The sequence below is a fragment of the Chryseobacterium sp. IT-36CA2 genome, assembly GCF_949767875.1.
Lineage (GTDB): Bacteria > Bacteroidota > Bacteroidia > Flavobacteriales > Weeksellaceae > Chryseobacterium.
Genome location: NZ_CATKPG010000020.1, coordinates 644,737 through 659,529, shown reverse-complemented (window position 1 = coordinate 659,529; position 14,793 = coordinate 644,737). Strand labels below are relative to the sequence as shown.

The following is a 14,793-nucleotide window of genomic DNA, read 5'->3' as shown; positions in this document are numbered from 1 at the left end:
GCAAAATTCTGAAGATGTTTATTATGATAAAATCCGAAACATGTGGTATTTATCTTCTAATGATTAAGAATTAAAACTATTGGACTACCTGTATAATCCTAATCTGGAATATAAAACCAGTCCTGTTTAAGGCTATTTTTGCCCTGTTAATTAAAATACATAACTATGAATTACAGCATTAAAAAAGCAAGTCTTGAGGATCTTAATGAAACGGCAGAATTATTCAATCTTTACCGTATTTTTTACAGACAGGAATCAGATATTGAAAAAGGAAAGGCTTTTCTCAAAGAACGGTTTTTAAACAGTGAATCGGATATTTTTCTTGCAGTGGCTGATGGCAAAGCAGTTGGCTTTGTACAACTTTATAAGCTCTTTCACTATACAAAATTACAAAAACAATGGCTGCTAAGTGACCTGTTTGTTCATCCTGATTATAGAGGAAAAGGACTTTCTGTAGCATTGATTGACCGTAGCAAACAATGGTGTGAAGAAACAGGAGCATGCGGACTGATGCTGGAAACAGAAAAAACGAATGATATTGGAAATGTATTATATCCACGCTGTGGATTTGAATATGATGGACTTCATAATTATTACCATTGGTGGAAATAAAAGTGACAGAAGATTTTAGGTTGGAAGCTGGAAGTATAAAGTAATATACTTTCAGCTTTTTTCTTAAAAAGTAGTATTAGTTCTACAATTCTGAACGTTTAATTCTACAGGGATTTTCAGCCAGCAGAAGGGGATAGTTCTATTTTTGTAAAGCTCTTACAGATCATGGGTAGGACAGTTGATCTGTAGAGTGTATGCAAAAAAATCTCCGCCTAATTTTCTACTTTTTCCCCAAGGGTTTTATGATTAGTACCACAAAACTGCTTTTTCCGGCGGAGATTTTTTGCTTTTAAATAAAAAGAGAACCGCAATTGCAGTTCTCTTTTTTATTTTTTAATATGATTTAAATATTATTGTGCCAGTTGAGCGTAAGCAGTAAGCTTGTTATCATCAGACATTGTTTGTCCTAAAAAGTCTCTTTTCTGATCAGCCTTCATTCTTCCAGCAGCTTCGTTTGCATTCAGATAAGCTTCACCTAGTTTTGCAGCGATATCAGCAGGTTTAAATTCGAATTTTGTATCTCCTTCAACACCCAGATATCCATTTTTTCTTGTAAGATTGGTAATATAATTGTTGTAGTTGATCATTGTACCTCTGAACATGTTGTTATGGTATTCCATACATTTTTTAGCTTTTTTGGAAGAATTGTTCAGGATACAGTTTTTCATATTATTTCGGTATAAATACCATTCAGATTCTAAAATGCCGTATTGTTTACCTACCGCTATTTTTCCGTTGTTGACAATATTGTTATCTCCTTCTTTAGTTGCAATCGTCTGAAGATGTTGAATTACCAATGGAACGGTAGCTTCTATTTTTGATTTCGTATCTTTTAATATGCTAAGATCGGCAGCAGGAGAACCCTTCTTTTGTGCTGTAGTAACATTGAAAATAAGCAGTAATAGTACAATCAATAAATTATATCTTTTCATGAGAAATTTTTAAAGCACTAAAATAAATATAATTTTCCGGTTAAAACAAATACATTTTAATATTTATTTAATAAATTTTAACAAATTTATAATGTATCGTATTCATTGTTGTATAAATGATGCGTTTAGAGTCTTTATTGAGGTGATTTTTGTAATTTAAAAATGTTAATAAAACTCAATGTATCGGTCTGATTTGCTTTTTCTTGTGGAATATTATTCTCTGCTTTGGTGATTATGGTTTAAGAATAATAGTAAGGATGAGGGCATATAAATAAAAAAACACTACTATGATCATGATAGTAGTGTTTTTTAAGAATTATTTATTTAAAATAATGAGTGATTTTTTCACTTTCAGGAACTACTTTAGAATCAAAATATTCCAGTAATTTTCCTTCCGGGCTGATCAGAAACTTGTTGAAATTCCAGCTTATTTTCGCATCCATTACTCCATTTTGAGACTTATGGGTAAGATAATCAAATACCGGAGTGATTTTTGCCCCTTTTACATCCACTGAAGTGGTAAGAGGAAAGGTTACTCCATAATTTTTTTCACAAAAAGATTTGATTTCCACATTGTCATGAAATTCCTGATCTGCAAAATTATCAGATGGGAAACCTACAACAACCAGTTTGTCACCATACTCTTTGTAAAGCTGCTCCAATCCTTTGTATTGAGGAGTATATCCGCACTTGGATGCTGTGTTTACAATAAGAATGTATTTCCCTTTGTAATCAGAAAAATCAATTTTTCCGCCGTCTATGGATTCAATCTTAAAATCATAAATTGATTTTGCAGGTTTTGGACCTGTAGAATCATCTGATTTAATAAATGATGAAAGGCTTATGATTCCTATAAGCACCATTCCGATAAAAAGTATTTTTTTCATTTAAAAAAGATTTTACTATTAATTTATATGTTGAATTATTTATTTAATGGAATAAGCATTTGATCTGCTAATACTATTTTCCCTTCTTCATCTTTAAAGATTTTCCCTTCATTTTCTATTTTTTTCAGGACTCTGCTGACTACTTCCCTTGAAGTGCCCAGACTTCCTGCTATTTCTTTGTGCTTGATTTTTACAGGCTGATTTCCTGCCAAAATTACTTTTCGTTTAATATAATTTACAACTCTGGTATCCAGATGATGGAACATCGCTTCGTTGATCATATCCATTACCGCTGAAAACCGTCTTTCATATTCATGAAAAAATATTGTATTAATAGCGGGAAATGCTGTCAACCATCTACTCATAGCTGTCAGCGGAACCAAAAGTACCTCGGAATCTTCTTCCGTCATGGCATATACCTTACTGATGTTATTATTAAAAATTGAAGAAAAGGTCATCAGACAGTTTTCTTCATCGCCAATATAATAATATACAAGTTCACGGCCATCATTCAGAGAGTAGACTTTAATAGCGCCTTTTATTAAAAACAAAACATGTTTGACACGGTCACCTTCGCGTATAATTTCCTTTCGGGTCTCTATTTTTTCATGGATCCCGTGAGTTCTTATCTCTTCAAGAAAGTTCTCCCCAAGAAAACCAAATTTACGGCTAATAAATCCGTCTGCAATATTATTTTTTTGATCCATATTCAATTGTCCTTTATTTTCGGTAGTCGTTGAGTTCTATTTTCTATTTATGCTTTTTAAAAATTACTTCTGATTGGGCAAAATAGTAGCTTTCTCCAATGTTAATCAGAGATTTATTTATTTTGTATGTGTTATTTTTAATTGATTATTTTACCGTTCTTCAAGCCACTGAAGGAATCGGGAAGCCTTGTCTTTGGTAACCAATGGTTTTTCCGGAGTTGTAATTTTCATGCTGACAAGAAGTTTGCGTGAGAAATAATGTTCCACTTCGACAATTGCCGTGAAGTTGATCAGATATTGTCTGTTGATCCTGAAGAACTGAGCTCCTGAAACAAGCTGTCCTATCTCATCCAATGATTGGGGAATCGAATATTCTTTCTGATCGAAAGTCACCAGTACCGTACTTCCGAACTGGCTGTAAAAGCAGGCAATCTTTTCGATATGGATATTATTATATTTATTGTTGGAAAAGACCAAAAAATTGGTTTTTCCTCTTCCGGTTGTCAGGTTATTCAGAATATCTTCCAGTTTCCGGTCGGGAGAGGGGGAATTCTGAAAGAAGTTTTTAAGGTTGTTGATTTTTTCAAAAGCCGACTGAATATCTTTTTTCTCAAAAGGTTTTAAAATATAATCTACTCCGTTACTTTTAAAGGCTTCAATAGCATATTCATCAAAGGCTGTACAGAAAATGACGGGTACTTTTATTCTGACCTGATTGAATATCTCAAAACAGTTTCCATCTGCCAGCTGAATATCCATGAATATCACATCCGGAATCTCAGTGCCTGAAAGATATTCAACAGCCATAGCAACACTTTCAATATACTGTACTATGGTAGCTTCCGGCTGTACAGCAATGATCATCCGCCCCAATGCCTTTGCGGTTTTTATCTCATCTTCTATTACTAAAACTTTCATCTACTATGGGTAATTTGACTGTGAAATTATGATCATTCTGGAGTATCGTCAGTTCCTTTTCAGCAAAGTGCTTATAACGTTCTCTGATATTTTCAATTCCTATTCCGGCAGATTCCTGTGGAATATTCTTAGGTTGAAAATTGTTTTCAATAACAATATATTCGCTATCACTGTATAATTTTATGATTAATGGATTGGCCAGTGATACAATATTGTGCTTGATACAGTTTTCACACAACAGTTGCAGCGTAAACGGAGGAATAGAAGAATTTAAGATCTCTTCCGGAATATCTATTTTGAACTCTATACCATCTTCAAATCTTGAGGTCAAAAGAAAAACATAGGCATCCAATATGGCAAGTTCCTTTTTTAAGGGAATGAGATCCATTTTTCTGTTGTCTAAAGTAAAACGGTAGAAATCTGCAAGTCTCACTACAAAATCCCCGGAATTTTCATCTTTTATGTCAATCATAGACTTCAGTGTATTGAGACTATTGAATAAAAAATGAGGATTAATCTGCTGTTTCAGCAGTTCATACTGAGCATTGAGATTATCTGTTCTGATCTGTTCCAGCTCAAATTTAATCTGCTGAGAATTATAAGTCTGATACAAAAGATACAAGAACATATAAATTGTCAGATTGATCAGTACTCCCCGGAATTCATACATCAGTACCATGGTATTAAATCCGTATTTCGGAAATATGATATGATGAATAAGCACTATGGCTGCCATCACTACCACACCTATTGATAAGCTGATCACCAGTTTTTTATTGAAAAATCTGGTAGATATATTCTGAATAGAAAACTTCGGCAGACTGTAAATATTAAAATACCATACAAACAGCGAGAATAAAAAGGAGATAGAAAAATCTATGGTGAGCTCTCCCAATGTAATATGCATACGGAGTATTTTTGGCACTGAAGCCAGAATCCCCATAAAAAGAGCGCTAAAGAGAATGATTCTCGGATCAATCCTGAATACCTTTCTCCCGTTGGTGTTTATATATTTTGCATAGATCATAAATAAAAATCAGGCAGTTAAGCAGTCACAAAGATACAAAAGCTAAATAACGGCACGGCAGCACGACCGCTATTTAGCGTTGAGATTTCTATAAAAACACAAAATTAAGGCATAGCTGCTGCCATATTTTTCACAGGTACAGGCCAAACACCGCCTGGAGTAGGAAATGAAACCCCTTTATTAGATCCCATCACCATATTATCCTGACCAAAACGGTAAAGTGGCCATCCTTTATAAGTAAGCTGTTTTCTCCCGAATACCGTAATAGACCCGAAAAGTGTCTTATCCAATCCGGAAGGAACTACAATTTTATCTGTTTCATAAATTGGCCATACTCCATTATTTGAGAAGTCAGAAGCTGTAAAATTGTTCTTATTTTGTTTGTCATTCTTGAAAGTGTACAGGGTTACTCCTTTAGCATCAGTAAAATACAATGTTTTTCCTGTGCCTTCTGTATAAGTAGAGGTATAGTTTTTTCCGTCATGTCCTACAAGCTGTGCATTGGTTAGCATAATCGTATAATCAGGTTTTGCCACAAACCATACACCTCCAACATTTTCCCCGCCGGTTTTTCCTGCATCTTCTTTTACATTAGTTCCGTTTACTAATGGTGCATAGTAATAAAGAGGCCTTCCTTTGTAAGTAACCTGCTTTTTCCCTGAACCTGTTGTTATCGTAGTGAAATCAGAAAGTTCTAATCCTGATCCCAGTTTTTCTGCAGAAAGATTATCCACATTGAATATGGGCCATACCGGTTCGCATCCTCCGGTACAATTGTTTGCTGCAGTAGGATCGTTCGCAAAATAATAAAGAGTATGCCCTTCTTTATCCGTTAGGACACTTCCAAGGTTTGCATCATTTCTTAATTGCACTTCTTTAACGGCAGGATCAGATGACTCGTCCTGATTATCCTTTGAACATGAAACAGAGGTGAAAAGCAGTAATGCTGCCGAAATGCATCCTGTTACCAGGTTTGAACTGAATGTGAATTTTTCCATTTTTAATAGTTTAATGAATAGTATTTTTTAATGTTTTGATTTAAAAATCCTTTACTAAGGCATTATTGAAGGTTTCATACTCAGAATTGTATGGATTCTGTCTACACCCTCTGCATTAACTTTCTTAAGGTCTTTTCCTTCATATTTTTGATACAGAATTTGTGAGTTTTCTGAGAATGGTTGTTGGCTTTTAATGATTTCTACAGAAAGCAGATTATTTGGGATTTTGGCTCCGTACCAATAAGGATCTTCCTTCTGTGACCAGGTAATAAGTGCCAATATTCTTTCTTTACCTTTTATTTTTTCAGCATCATCCTTCAAATCATCAATCGCAGAATCAGTACCGTACAACGTCATCATGGTCTGTTTTTTATGATTGATTGAGGAGGTTACCACCTTTAAGTTCATGGCATTAAAATCAAAACTTTCAGGAAGGGAAGCATTTTCATTCACAGGTTCGTATTGCTTTTTGGAACCGCAGCTCACAACCAATACACACATTATTAAATAAACAATCAGATTCTTCATAGCTTAATGGTTAATAGGAGAGGTAAATACGAAATCGTTGTCTTTCATCGGGCGGTGGCAGCTGATGCATTCGTTGGCAAAGTCTGCTGTCTTCCCATAGGGTTCAAGTTTAGGAGATAAAAATCTTGCCCATCCCCATCCTTTTGTAGAGGCGAACTTTTTAGAATCCTTAATCATATATTCCACCTGTTTAAAAGCCCCGGTAGTAACATTGCCCTCACTGTCTATAATCTGTTCCCACGCTACTTTTGCGAATATGGTTCCGTCTGGCCATGGGTTGGTTTTATGTTCTTTTGCCGCCTTTACAGCAATATCATTCCCGAATATGATACGCATTGTACCATTGTCAAACCTCTCTGTAGAACTTATCGGCTTCCAGTTTTTATAATCCGGAATATAACTGATTCCGTTCAGCGCAGTGGGAAATGATGGTTTGGATGTTTTTGTATAAGTTGTATTAACTTGCTTAAGTTGTTTGTTATAAGCAGAAACCTTTGCTGTATCCGGTTTTTGTTTAGGGGCAAGAGAAGTCACATAATTTTTCAGGATACGAATATCATTTTCAGAAAGCTTAGCTTCAGGATGTAGTAATTCGTAGCTTTTTAGAGGCATCGCCTTCAGATTAATCTGATTAAAAGCTTCCCAAAGTTTCGCATTTTGTGCAGGAGGAGCCAGCTTATCCCATTCAGAAAAGTTCAGTCCCTCTTTTCCTTTTTTTATATGATCTGCTACCAGCCAGTAAGCCGGAGCAATCTGATCAAACCATTTCAGATCTGTCTGATTAGAATGGCAGTCAAAACAGGATCGTTGCAGTATCGCTCTTACATCGCTAGGAACATGAATCTCAGCGGTTATTGGCTTTTGTACAATTTCAGGTCTGTAAAACTGAATTCCAATAAAAACTGCAAGCACAAGAACCAGGATATTTTTTGTCTTTAATTTTTTCAAAAAACGATTCATATCTCTTTGTTTTTTGTTCAAATTTCAGAACTTTTTGATATATGTTTTTCTGAAAATTTGATCAATCGGACAAATTTTACTTTGAATCTGACAATTGTGATTATGAATTTTTTTTCTTTTATCAGGGTAACGATTAATAGTGTTTAAGATCTTTGAGCAATTGGAACTTTTTAGTGTAAAATAATAATTCTATCGAATGCTTTTCTATAAAATAAACACCCAATAATTCCATTCATTAAAAATTTAATAAATTTTAACTATTTTTATTTCATTGATATTCAATTATTTATACTTTTAAATAGTTTATCACTAAAAAAATAGTTGTTTGATTCGTTTTTATTTCTACATTTGTATAACTAATTTATTAGTGATATAGAATGTGATGATTGTATATCACTATAATTAATAAATGAACAGAATATGAAAATTCAGACTCTAACCAAAGCAGAAGAACAGGTAATGCAGTATTTATGGAAATTAGAAAAAGGCTTCCTAAAGGATGTGCTTGATCTTTTTCCGGAACCTAAACCGCATACCAATACTGTTTCTACCATTTTAAAAGTATTGAAGGATAAAGAGTTTGTAGATTATGATGTACATGGAAGACAGCATGAGTATTTTCCTTTGGTTTCAAAAGAACAGTACTCCGGGAAGACGATGAAGAGCCTTGTGAAAAACTATTTTAAAGGTTCTTACAAAAGCGCCGTTTCATTTCTGGTAGAAAAAAATGAGATGACAGTAGAAGACCTTGAGATGTTATTAGATGAACTCAAAAAGAAAGACTAAGACCTATGGAAGCAATACTTTTATACTTTGGAAAAACTATTTTATGTTCGGGTGTAACGTTTTTGTACTATCAGTTGTCTTTAAAAGACAAGACATTCCATCATTATAACAGATTTTATCTGCTGGGTGCAATTGTGATATCACTTTTGTTGCCACTCATCAGGGTAGACGATTTTACGATAGAAGTAAATAATGATATGTATATGCTTCTTGACAAGATTCAGAATTTTAACACAGAAAAAAACATAGACAATGGTAACCTTTATTTTAACATTATTTTTTCAGCTCTGGGACTGGTTTCTTTCTATTTTTTAGGAAAGCTGCTGTATGGGATTTTCAAAATCCAGCAGTTTAAAAACCAATTTCAGAAAGAAAGTTTTGACGGGATCAACTTTTACCGTACAGACCTTACCGAAGCTCCATTTTCTTACTTTAAAAACCTGTTCTGGAAGAATACAATCACCTTGCATTCTGATATTGGAAAACAGATTTTAAAGCATGAAATGGTACATATTGAACAGAAACATTCCTTTGATAAAATCTTTATCGAGATTATTACTTCTATTTTCTGGTTCAATCCGTTCTTTCATCTCATTAAAAGAGAAATTAATTTAATCCATGAATATCTGGCTGATAAAAAAGCCGTAAAACAATCGGACACCAAAGCATTTGCGCAGATGCTTTTAGCAAGCCACTTTTCCGGAACACAGTTGCCTGTTACCAGTCCGTTTCTAAGCTCAAACCTTAAAAAAAGACTTAAGATGTTACAAAAACCAAAAACCAAATTCGGATATGCGCGAAGAATTTTTGCATTGCCGGTAGTATTCTCTATAGCTTTTGCTTATCTGGTAAATGCTAAAAACAGAGAAATTGAAGAAACAAATTTTTCTATAAAAAAAGTAGTTTCAGAAATCAAGAAAGATACGATAAGACCTGAAAAATCTGGTCAGGAAAAAATTGCAGAACTGAAAACCGTATCGCCTGAAGACCATACAAAAATTGCAGGCCTTGAAAAGAAAATAAAAGAAAAAGAGAAAGAACTGGAAGGTTTGGATCCTGAAAGTGATCTCTTCAGTGATAAAATAGAAGAAATAAGCAATCTGGCATCAGAGATAGGAGAGGTAGCTTCAAAAGTTGAAGTTGATCAGTATTTCAATTCTGCGGAATGGAAAAATCAGATGAAGGAGCTCGAAAATATGGAACCTCTTAGTAAAAAAGATCTCCGTAAAATAGAAAGAGCAGCAAAAAAAGCGGAAAGAGCCGCTGCAAAAATAGAAAACCTGCCACTTCCTCCTAAAGCGCCAAAAGAACCGAGAATAACCTATTTTAAAACAAACAAAATTGTTAATTATAAAGATTTAAGTGCTAAAGAGAAGGAAGAAATAAGTAAAGCAATGGCAGAAGCTAAAAAAGCAATGGCCGAAGCAACCAAAGCCAGAGTAGAAGGAGACAAGGCACGAATGGAAGGTGACAGAGCCAGAGCTGAAGGAGAAAGAATAAGAGTAGAAGGAGAAAGAATCAGGATTGACGGAGATAGAATCCGAAGAGACGTTGAAAAAGCCCGTGCGGAAGCCGAAAAAAGATCAGCCAGCTTCAGAGACGGTACCTTTATTAAAGTGAGTAGCGGCTCACCTGGTGTTATTGTAATGAATGCAGATTTTATCAAAAAAGATAGCGACGGAAACATCGCAATGAATGGGGTAAAGAAGTTTAAAATATCCGGTACTGATGACGTAAAGTATAAATATTATATTGACGGAAGAGAAGTTTCTCAGGATGATGTGAACTCATTAGATACAAAGAATATCTCGAGAGTCAATGTCAACACTCAGAAAAAAGGAGATTCTAAACAAGGAGAAGTAAGAATCGAGACAAAGAAATAAAGTTCCATCAGGCTTTGTCAATATCAGTTTGGCAAAGCCTTTTTAATACGATTTAAAATAAATTATGGGAAAAAAATATTTGATTTTACTAGCATTTTTAGGAGTGTTTGCTAACGCACAGGTTAACAGATTCTTTTATGACTATAAATATATATCTGATTCTACCAATAAAGCAGACGTGAAAAGTGATGTAATGTTTCTGGATATTGATAAGAATGGATCAAAATATTATAGCCGCGAAAAGTTTGTTTCAGATTCAGCAACAAAAGCAGATATTGCCAAGCAGATGAAAGGAGGATTTGGAGGGAATATTAATATCAGAAGAAAAACGAAACCAGGTACAATTTCCTCAACGGTTACAAAAAAGTATCCGGATTACAGTGTTTCATTCTCAGAAAACATTGGGAATACGAGCTATAAAATGCTGGAAGATCAAAAACCTGAATGGAAAATTCTTCCTGAAAAGCAGAAAATCGGAGAGTATAATACCCAGAAAGCTACTACCAATTATGGAGGAAGAAGTTGGGTAGCATGGTTTTCTACAGATATTCCTTTTCAGGATGGTCCTTATAAATTCTATGGATTGCCAGGACTCATCATTAAAATTGAAGATACCACAGGCTCTCATATAATGACCCTAATCGGTAACAAGAAAACAGAAGCTGCATCACAGGAAGATATTCAGATCCCCGGACTTACTACCATAGGTTTAGGTGGTAAAGAAATAGAGATCAGCAAAAAACAGTTTAAAAAAGCCTGGAAAGATTATCTGCTGGATCCTACAAAGGATATGAAGCAGACTATGAGTACTCTTCCGGCAGGAGCTGTAGTGCAGATGAAAAATCAGGACGGAAAAAGTATTGATGTAAATGAATTGTATAGAAGCATTGAAAAAAGAGCAAAAGAAGATCAGTTAAAAAATAACAATAAAATAGAACCGGATTTGTTCAAGTAAAATTATATATTTTCTAATATCAGCGGGATGGCAAGAGTGTCATCCTGTTTTGTTTTTGGGCAATACAAACCAAGGTACAGAGGCAAATGATAAAGGTCAACTAAGTTTATCAAAACAGATTTCTTATCTTTCAATAAACAATAAGTAACTATAATCAACGTTATATCTCATGACAGAAAAGGAAAAATGTGCAGCCGGGCTTCTATACAATGCCAATTATGACAAAGAACTGATTCAGGAGCGGATACAATGTAAAGATCTGTGCCAGGAGTATAACGGATTGAAAAATTCTGATACAGAAAACAGATACAGACTCCTTCAAAGAATTTTGGGCAGCATCAAAGAAAATATCTGTATAGAACCTAGTTTCTGGTGTGATTACGGCTATAATATAAAAGTAGGAGAGAATTTCTATGCCAATCATAACCTTGTTATTTTAGATTGTGCTAACGTAGAGTTTGGTGATTATGTATTTATCGGCCCCAACTGCAGTTTTTATACAGCAGGTCATCCGTTGGATGCAGAACAGAGAAATGCAGGTTTGGAATATGCACACCCAATCAAAGTAGGTAATAATGTGTGGTTGGGAGGTAATGTAGTTGTGCTTCCAGGAGTTTCTATTGGAAATAATTCTGTGATTGGAGCAGGAAGTGTGGTCACCAAAGATATTCCGGATAATGTAGTTGCAGTGGGGAACCCTTGTAAGGTTGTAAAAAATATTACAAAAGAAAATTAAAAACTATAACAAACTAACCATGAAAAAAGTAATCATTCTATTCAGCCTGATAATGGCTGTGATGGCTAATGCCCAGAATCAGAGATTTATCTACGAGTACAAATTTATCACAGACTCTACCGCCAGAGATAAACAGGAAACAGAAACCATGTATCTTGAAGTAGCCTCCAAAGGATCCAAATTTTACAGCAAAGACTATTTCCAGTCAGACTCTACAATGCAGGCCATAGTAGCAAAAGATACCCAAAGTCTGAATATTAATCTGGGAAATTTTAAATTTAAAGGTAAAATACGCTACAATATTGAAAAAATGTACCCGGATTATTCTACCAATTTCTTTACTACCCTTGGTTCTGACGAATACCAGGTTCAGGAAAACAGAAAACAAAACTGGAAAATTCTGCCGGAAAAAGAAAAAATAGGTGAGTTTAATGCACAGAAAGCGGTTTGTGATTTCGCCGGAAGAAAATGGACGGCGTGGTTCACAACAGATCTTCCCATTCAGGATGGGCCGTATAAATTTTATGGACTTCCGGGGTTGATTGTAAAAGTGGAAGATAATACCCATTCTCATTCATTCGAATTAAAAGGAAGCCAAAAACTTCCGACTGGATATGAATGGAAAAGTACCAAAGATAAAGAACGTTATAACCCTCTGGTGACCATCAATGAAGCGAAGTATAAAAAAGCTCTTACCGACTACCGTTTGGATCCGATGAAGAGCCAGAAACAAATGCTGGCACAAGGAACCATTATTGAAATGAGAGATAGCTCAGGAAAAGTGCTGGATCCGGTAAAGGCCAGCAGAGATCAGGAAGCTACAGCGAAAGCCAATATCAAAAGACAAAATAATATTCTTGAATTGGATCTGATAAAATAAATCTGTTTTATCATAAAAGCAAAAGGCAGCCTCAGGAGAAATATAATGTAACTCTTGAGGCTGCCTTACGTTTATTGTAAAATCTTATTCCAAAGCTCTCTGTGAAATTTTATCATATTGCTGTATGCATTCGGGTTTCCTCCCATTCTGATAATAATGAGATTTTTACTGGGAATAATATCAAGGATCTGTCCGTTTTTACCCAAAGCACAAAACATATCTTTGGGAGCATCAGGAACCAGTGACTGCTCAAATCCTGGGACTCTTATACTGTTTTTCCCATTAAGCCACCACAAATAACCATATGAAGGGTTGACTTCCTGAGAAGTATCTGTCATCTGCTGAAAGTAATTGTCATATTGATAAAAGACTTTATCATTCAGTTTTCCTTTATTTAAAACAAGCTTTCCGAATTGTAAAAAACTCTTTGCACTACTGGAAAATACAAGACCATTTTCATAAGGAATCCATTTTCCGGAAATACCGGAACCTGAAAGCTTTTCAGAAGTATACTCATCAATACTTTTATGACTTGCTTTTTCGATTACTTTTGCCAGCTGAGAATAGGCTGAGGTATCATAATACCAAAAGCTCCCTGCCGGATTTTTCATAGCAAAACAGTTCCCGTAATTACAGGTTTGATCCTGAGAATAGTCAAGTCCGGAAGTCATGGTCAGAAGAGTTCTGATGGTGATTTTATCTTCGGTATTCTTATCCATTCCGGTCCATTTTCCCAGATACTTTGATACTGGATCGTTGATGTTTAATAAATTCTCCTGTTGGGCAATTCCGATAAGAACAGCTGTCAGGGATTTCCCTGCCGAAGCCCAATACCAATTGGAATTTTCATCGAAAGGCTCTTTGTCTATAATTTTTGTTCCGAAATATTTTTCATTAATGATTTTTCCATCCTGAAAAATGATAAAAGCCCGGCTCTTGTTTTCAAGATTAAATTGATTAAGCTGTTCTAGTTTTTCTTTTGAAAAAGTAATGTTTTGAGATAACCCGAAAACAAAAGATAATAATGCCAATAGAAGAATACTTTTTTTCATGGCTCTTTTTGTTTTTGATTCGGGTACCATCCATTAGTTAAATTTGAAAATAATTCAGGGTTGATACCACAAAAAATCCCGAAACAATGTTCCGGGATTTTTATATCTGAATAAGAGTCAGTGATTATGCTAATTTCTGAGAATCTGCAATAAACTGAGCCAGTCCGCTGTCTGTTAATGGGTGCTTCAATAAGCTCAAGATCGGAGGAAGTGGAGATGTGATAACATCAGCTCCAATTTTAGCACAGTCAATGATGTGCATTGAGTGACGGATAGAAGCTGCTAAGATTTCAGTTTCGTACATATAGTTATCGAAAATCAATCTGATTTCCTGGATAAGGTTCAGACCGTCTGTAGAAATATCATCTAATCTTCCTAAGAACGGAGAAACATAGTTTGCTCCTGCTTTTGCTGCTAAAAGAGCCTGCCCCGGAGAGAAGATCAATGTACAGTTCGTTTTGATTCCTTTATCAGAAAAATATTTTAAAGCTTTGATACCGTCTTTGATCATTGGGATCTTTACAACGATATTTGGGTGAATAGCAGCCAATTCGTCTCCTTCCTTAATCATTTCTTCATACGTTGTAGAAAGAACTTCCGCAGAAATATCTCCGTCTACAAGTTCGCAGATCGTTTTGTAGTGGTTTTTGATTGCTTCAGCTCCCTGAATACCTTCTTTAGCCATTAATGAAGGGTTGGTAGTTACACCATCCAAAATTCCAAGATCTCTGGCTTCTTTGATTTGCTCTAAATTAGCTGTGTCAATAAAAAATTTCATTTTGATAAATAGATTTATTGTTACAAAGATAGGGAATTAATTGGGTTCTTAGATATGAATTTTGAGTTACGAGGTTCTGGATTCGGGGTTTTGGGTTTGAGGGTTTGAGTGTAGGAGAGTGAGAGGGTTTGAGAGTAAATGGGTTTGGAAGTGT

16 protein-coding genes are annotated in these 14,793 nt (G+C 35.0%); 6 read left to right on the top strand and 10 right to left on the bottom strand.

Annotated features, from left to right (window positions below):
* Positions 1-165: 165 nt before the first annotated feature.
* Positions 166-612, top strand: coding sequence for a GNAT family N-acetyltransferase (locus ACM6F9_RS10385; protein ID WP_414845641.1), 447 nt, complete (start codon positions 166-168; stop codon positions 610-612).
* A gap of 350 nt (positions 613-962) precedes the next feature.
* Here the strand turns inward: ACM6F9_RS10385 and ACM6F9_RS10380 are convergent, their stop codons facing one another.
* From ACM6F9_RS10380 to ACM6F9_RS10345, 8 genes are all read right to left on the bottom strand, one after another.
* Complete coding sequence (locus ACM6F9_RS10380) at positions 963-1,544, bottom strand: hypothetical protein (RefSeq protein WP_414845640.1); 582 nt, start codon at positions 1,542-1,544, stop codon at positions 963-965.
* 320 nt (positions 1,545-1,864) lie between these two features.
* On the bottom strand, positions 1,865-2,431 hold the full coding sequence (locus ACM6F9_RS10375; RefSeq protein ID WP_414845639.1) for a glutathione peroxidase: 567 nt from the start codon (positions 2,429-2,431) through the stop codon (positions 1,865-1,867).
* Positions 2,432-2,466: 35 nt separating this feature from the next.
* Positions 2,467-3,138, bottom strand: coding sequence for a Crp/Fnr family transcriptional regulator (locus ACM6F9_RS10370; protein WP_414845638.1), 672 nt, complete (start codon positions 3,136-3,138; stop codon positions 2,467-2,469).
* 150 nt (positions 3,139-3,288) lie between these two features.
* Complete coding sequence (locus ACM6F9_RS10365) at positions 3,289-4,056, bottom strand: LytR/AlgR family response regulator transcription factor (RefSeq protein WP_414845637.1); 768 nt, start codon at positions 4,054-4,056, stop codon at positions 3,289-3,291.
* Positions 4,031-4,963, bottom strand: coding sequence for a sensor histidine kinase (locus ACM6F9_RS10360; RefSeq protein WP_414845636.1), 933 nt, complete (start codon positions 4,961-4,963; stop codon positions 4,031-4,033). The genes ACM6F9_RS10365 and ACM6F9_RS10360 overlap by 26 nt, the downstream gene beginning before the upstream one ends.
* Before the next feature lie 224 nt (positions 4,964-5,187).
* Positions 5,188-6,081, bottom strand: coding sequence for a hypothetical protein (locus tag ACM6F9_RS10355; protein ID WP_414845635.1), 894 nt, complete (start codon positions 6,079-6,081; stop codon positions 5,188-5,190).
* 54 nt (positions 6,082-6,135) lie between these two features.
* Positions 6,136-6,609 (bottom strand): hypothetical protein, encoded by a 474-nt coding sequence (locus ACM6F9_RS10350; protein ID WP_414845634.1) that lies wholly within the window; start codon positions 6,607-6,609, stop codon positions 6,136-6,138.
* A gap of 3 nt (positions 6,610-6,612) precedes the next feature.
* Positions 6,613-7,569 (bottom strand): heme-binding domain-containing protein, encoded by a 957-nt coding sequence (locus ACM6F9_RS10345; protein WP_414845633.1) that lies wholly within the window; start codon positions 7,567-7,569, stop codon positions 6,613-6,615.
* Between the two features lie 420 nt (positions 7,570-7,989).
* On the opposite strand from ACM6F9_RS10345, the gene ACM6F9_RS10340 reads away from it, so the two are divergent.
* The 5 genes from ACM6F9_RS10340 to ACM6F9_RS10320 all read left to right on the top strand — a co-directional run bounded on the left by ACM6F9_RS10340 (position 7,990) and on the right by ACM6F9_RS10320 (position 12,809).
* Entirely contained in the window at positions 7,990-8,355 is a 366-nt protein-coding gene (locus ACM6F9_RS10340; RefSeq protein WP_414845632.1) for a BlaI/MecI/CopY family transcriptional regulator, read from the top strand.
* A gap of 5 nt (positions 8,356-8,360) precedes the next feature.
* Positions 8,361-10,238 (top strand): M56 family metallopeptidase, encoded by a 1,878-nt coding sequence (locus ACM6F9_RS10335; RefSeq protein ID WP_414845631.1) that lies wholly within the window; start codon positions 8,361-8,363, stop codon positions 10,236-10,238.
* Between the two features lie 64 nt (positions 10,239-10,302).
* A complete protein-coding gene (locus ACM6F9_RS10330) occupies positions 10,303-11,193 on the top strand; it encodes a GLPGLI family protein (protein WP_414845630.1) in 891 nt (296 codons plus the stop codon).
* A gap of 169 nt (positions 11,194-11,362) precedes the next feature.
* Entirely contained in the window at positions 11,363-11,929 is a 567-nt protein-coding gene (locus ACM6F9_RS10325) for a sugar O-acetyltransferase (protein ID WP_414845629.1), read from the top strand.
* Between the two features lie 19 nt (positions 11,930-11,948).
* Positions 11,949-12,809: a GLPGLI family protein gene (locus ACM6F9_RS10320; protein ID WP_414845628.1), complete on the top strand. Its 861-nt coding sequence runs from the start codon at positions 11,949-11,951 to the stop codon at positions 12,807-12,809.
* 71 nt (positions 12,810-12,880) lie between these two features.
* Here ACM6F9_RS10320 and ACM6F9_RS10315 read toward each other — a convergent pair whose 3' ends face one another.
* Both ACM6F9_RS10315 and fsa read right to left on the bottom strand, forming a co-directional pair.
* The gene (locus ACM6F9_RS10315) at positions 12,881-13,861 is read right to left on the bottom strand and encodes a serine hydrolase domain-containing protein (RefSeq protein ID WP_414845627.1); all 981 of its coding nucleotides are present in this window, start codon (positions 13,859-13,861) and stop codon (positions 12,881-12,883) included.
* Positions 13,862-13,985: 124 nt separating this feature from the next.
* The gene (fsa, locus tag ACM6F9_RS10310; RefSeq protein ID WP_414845626.1) at positions 13,986-14,639 is read right to left on the bottom strand and encodes a fructose-6-phosphate aldolase; all 654 of its coding nucleotides are present in this window, start codon (positions 14,637-14,639) and stop codon (positions 13,986-13,988) included.
* Positions 14,640-14,793: the final 154 nt, after the last annotated feature.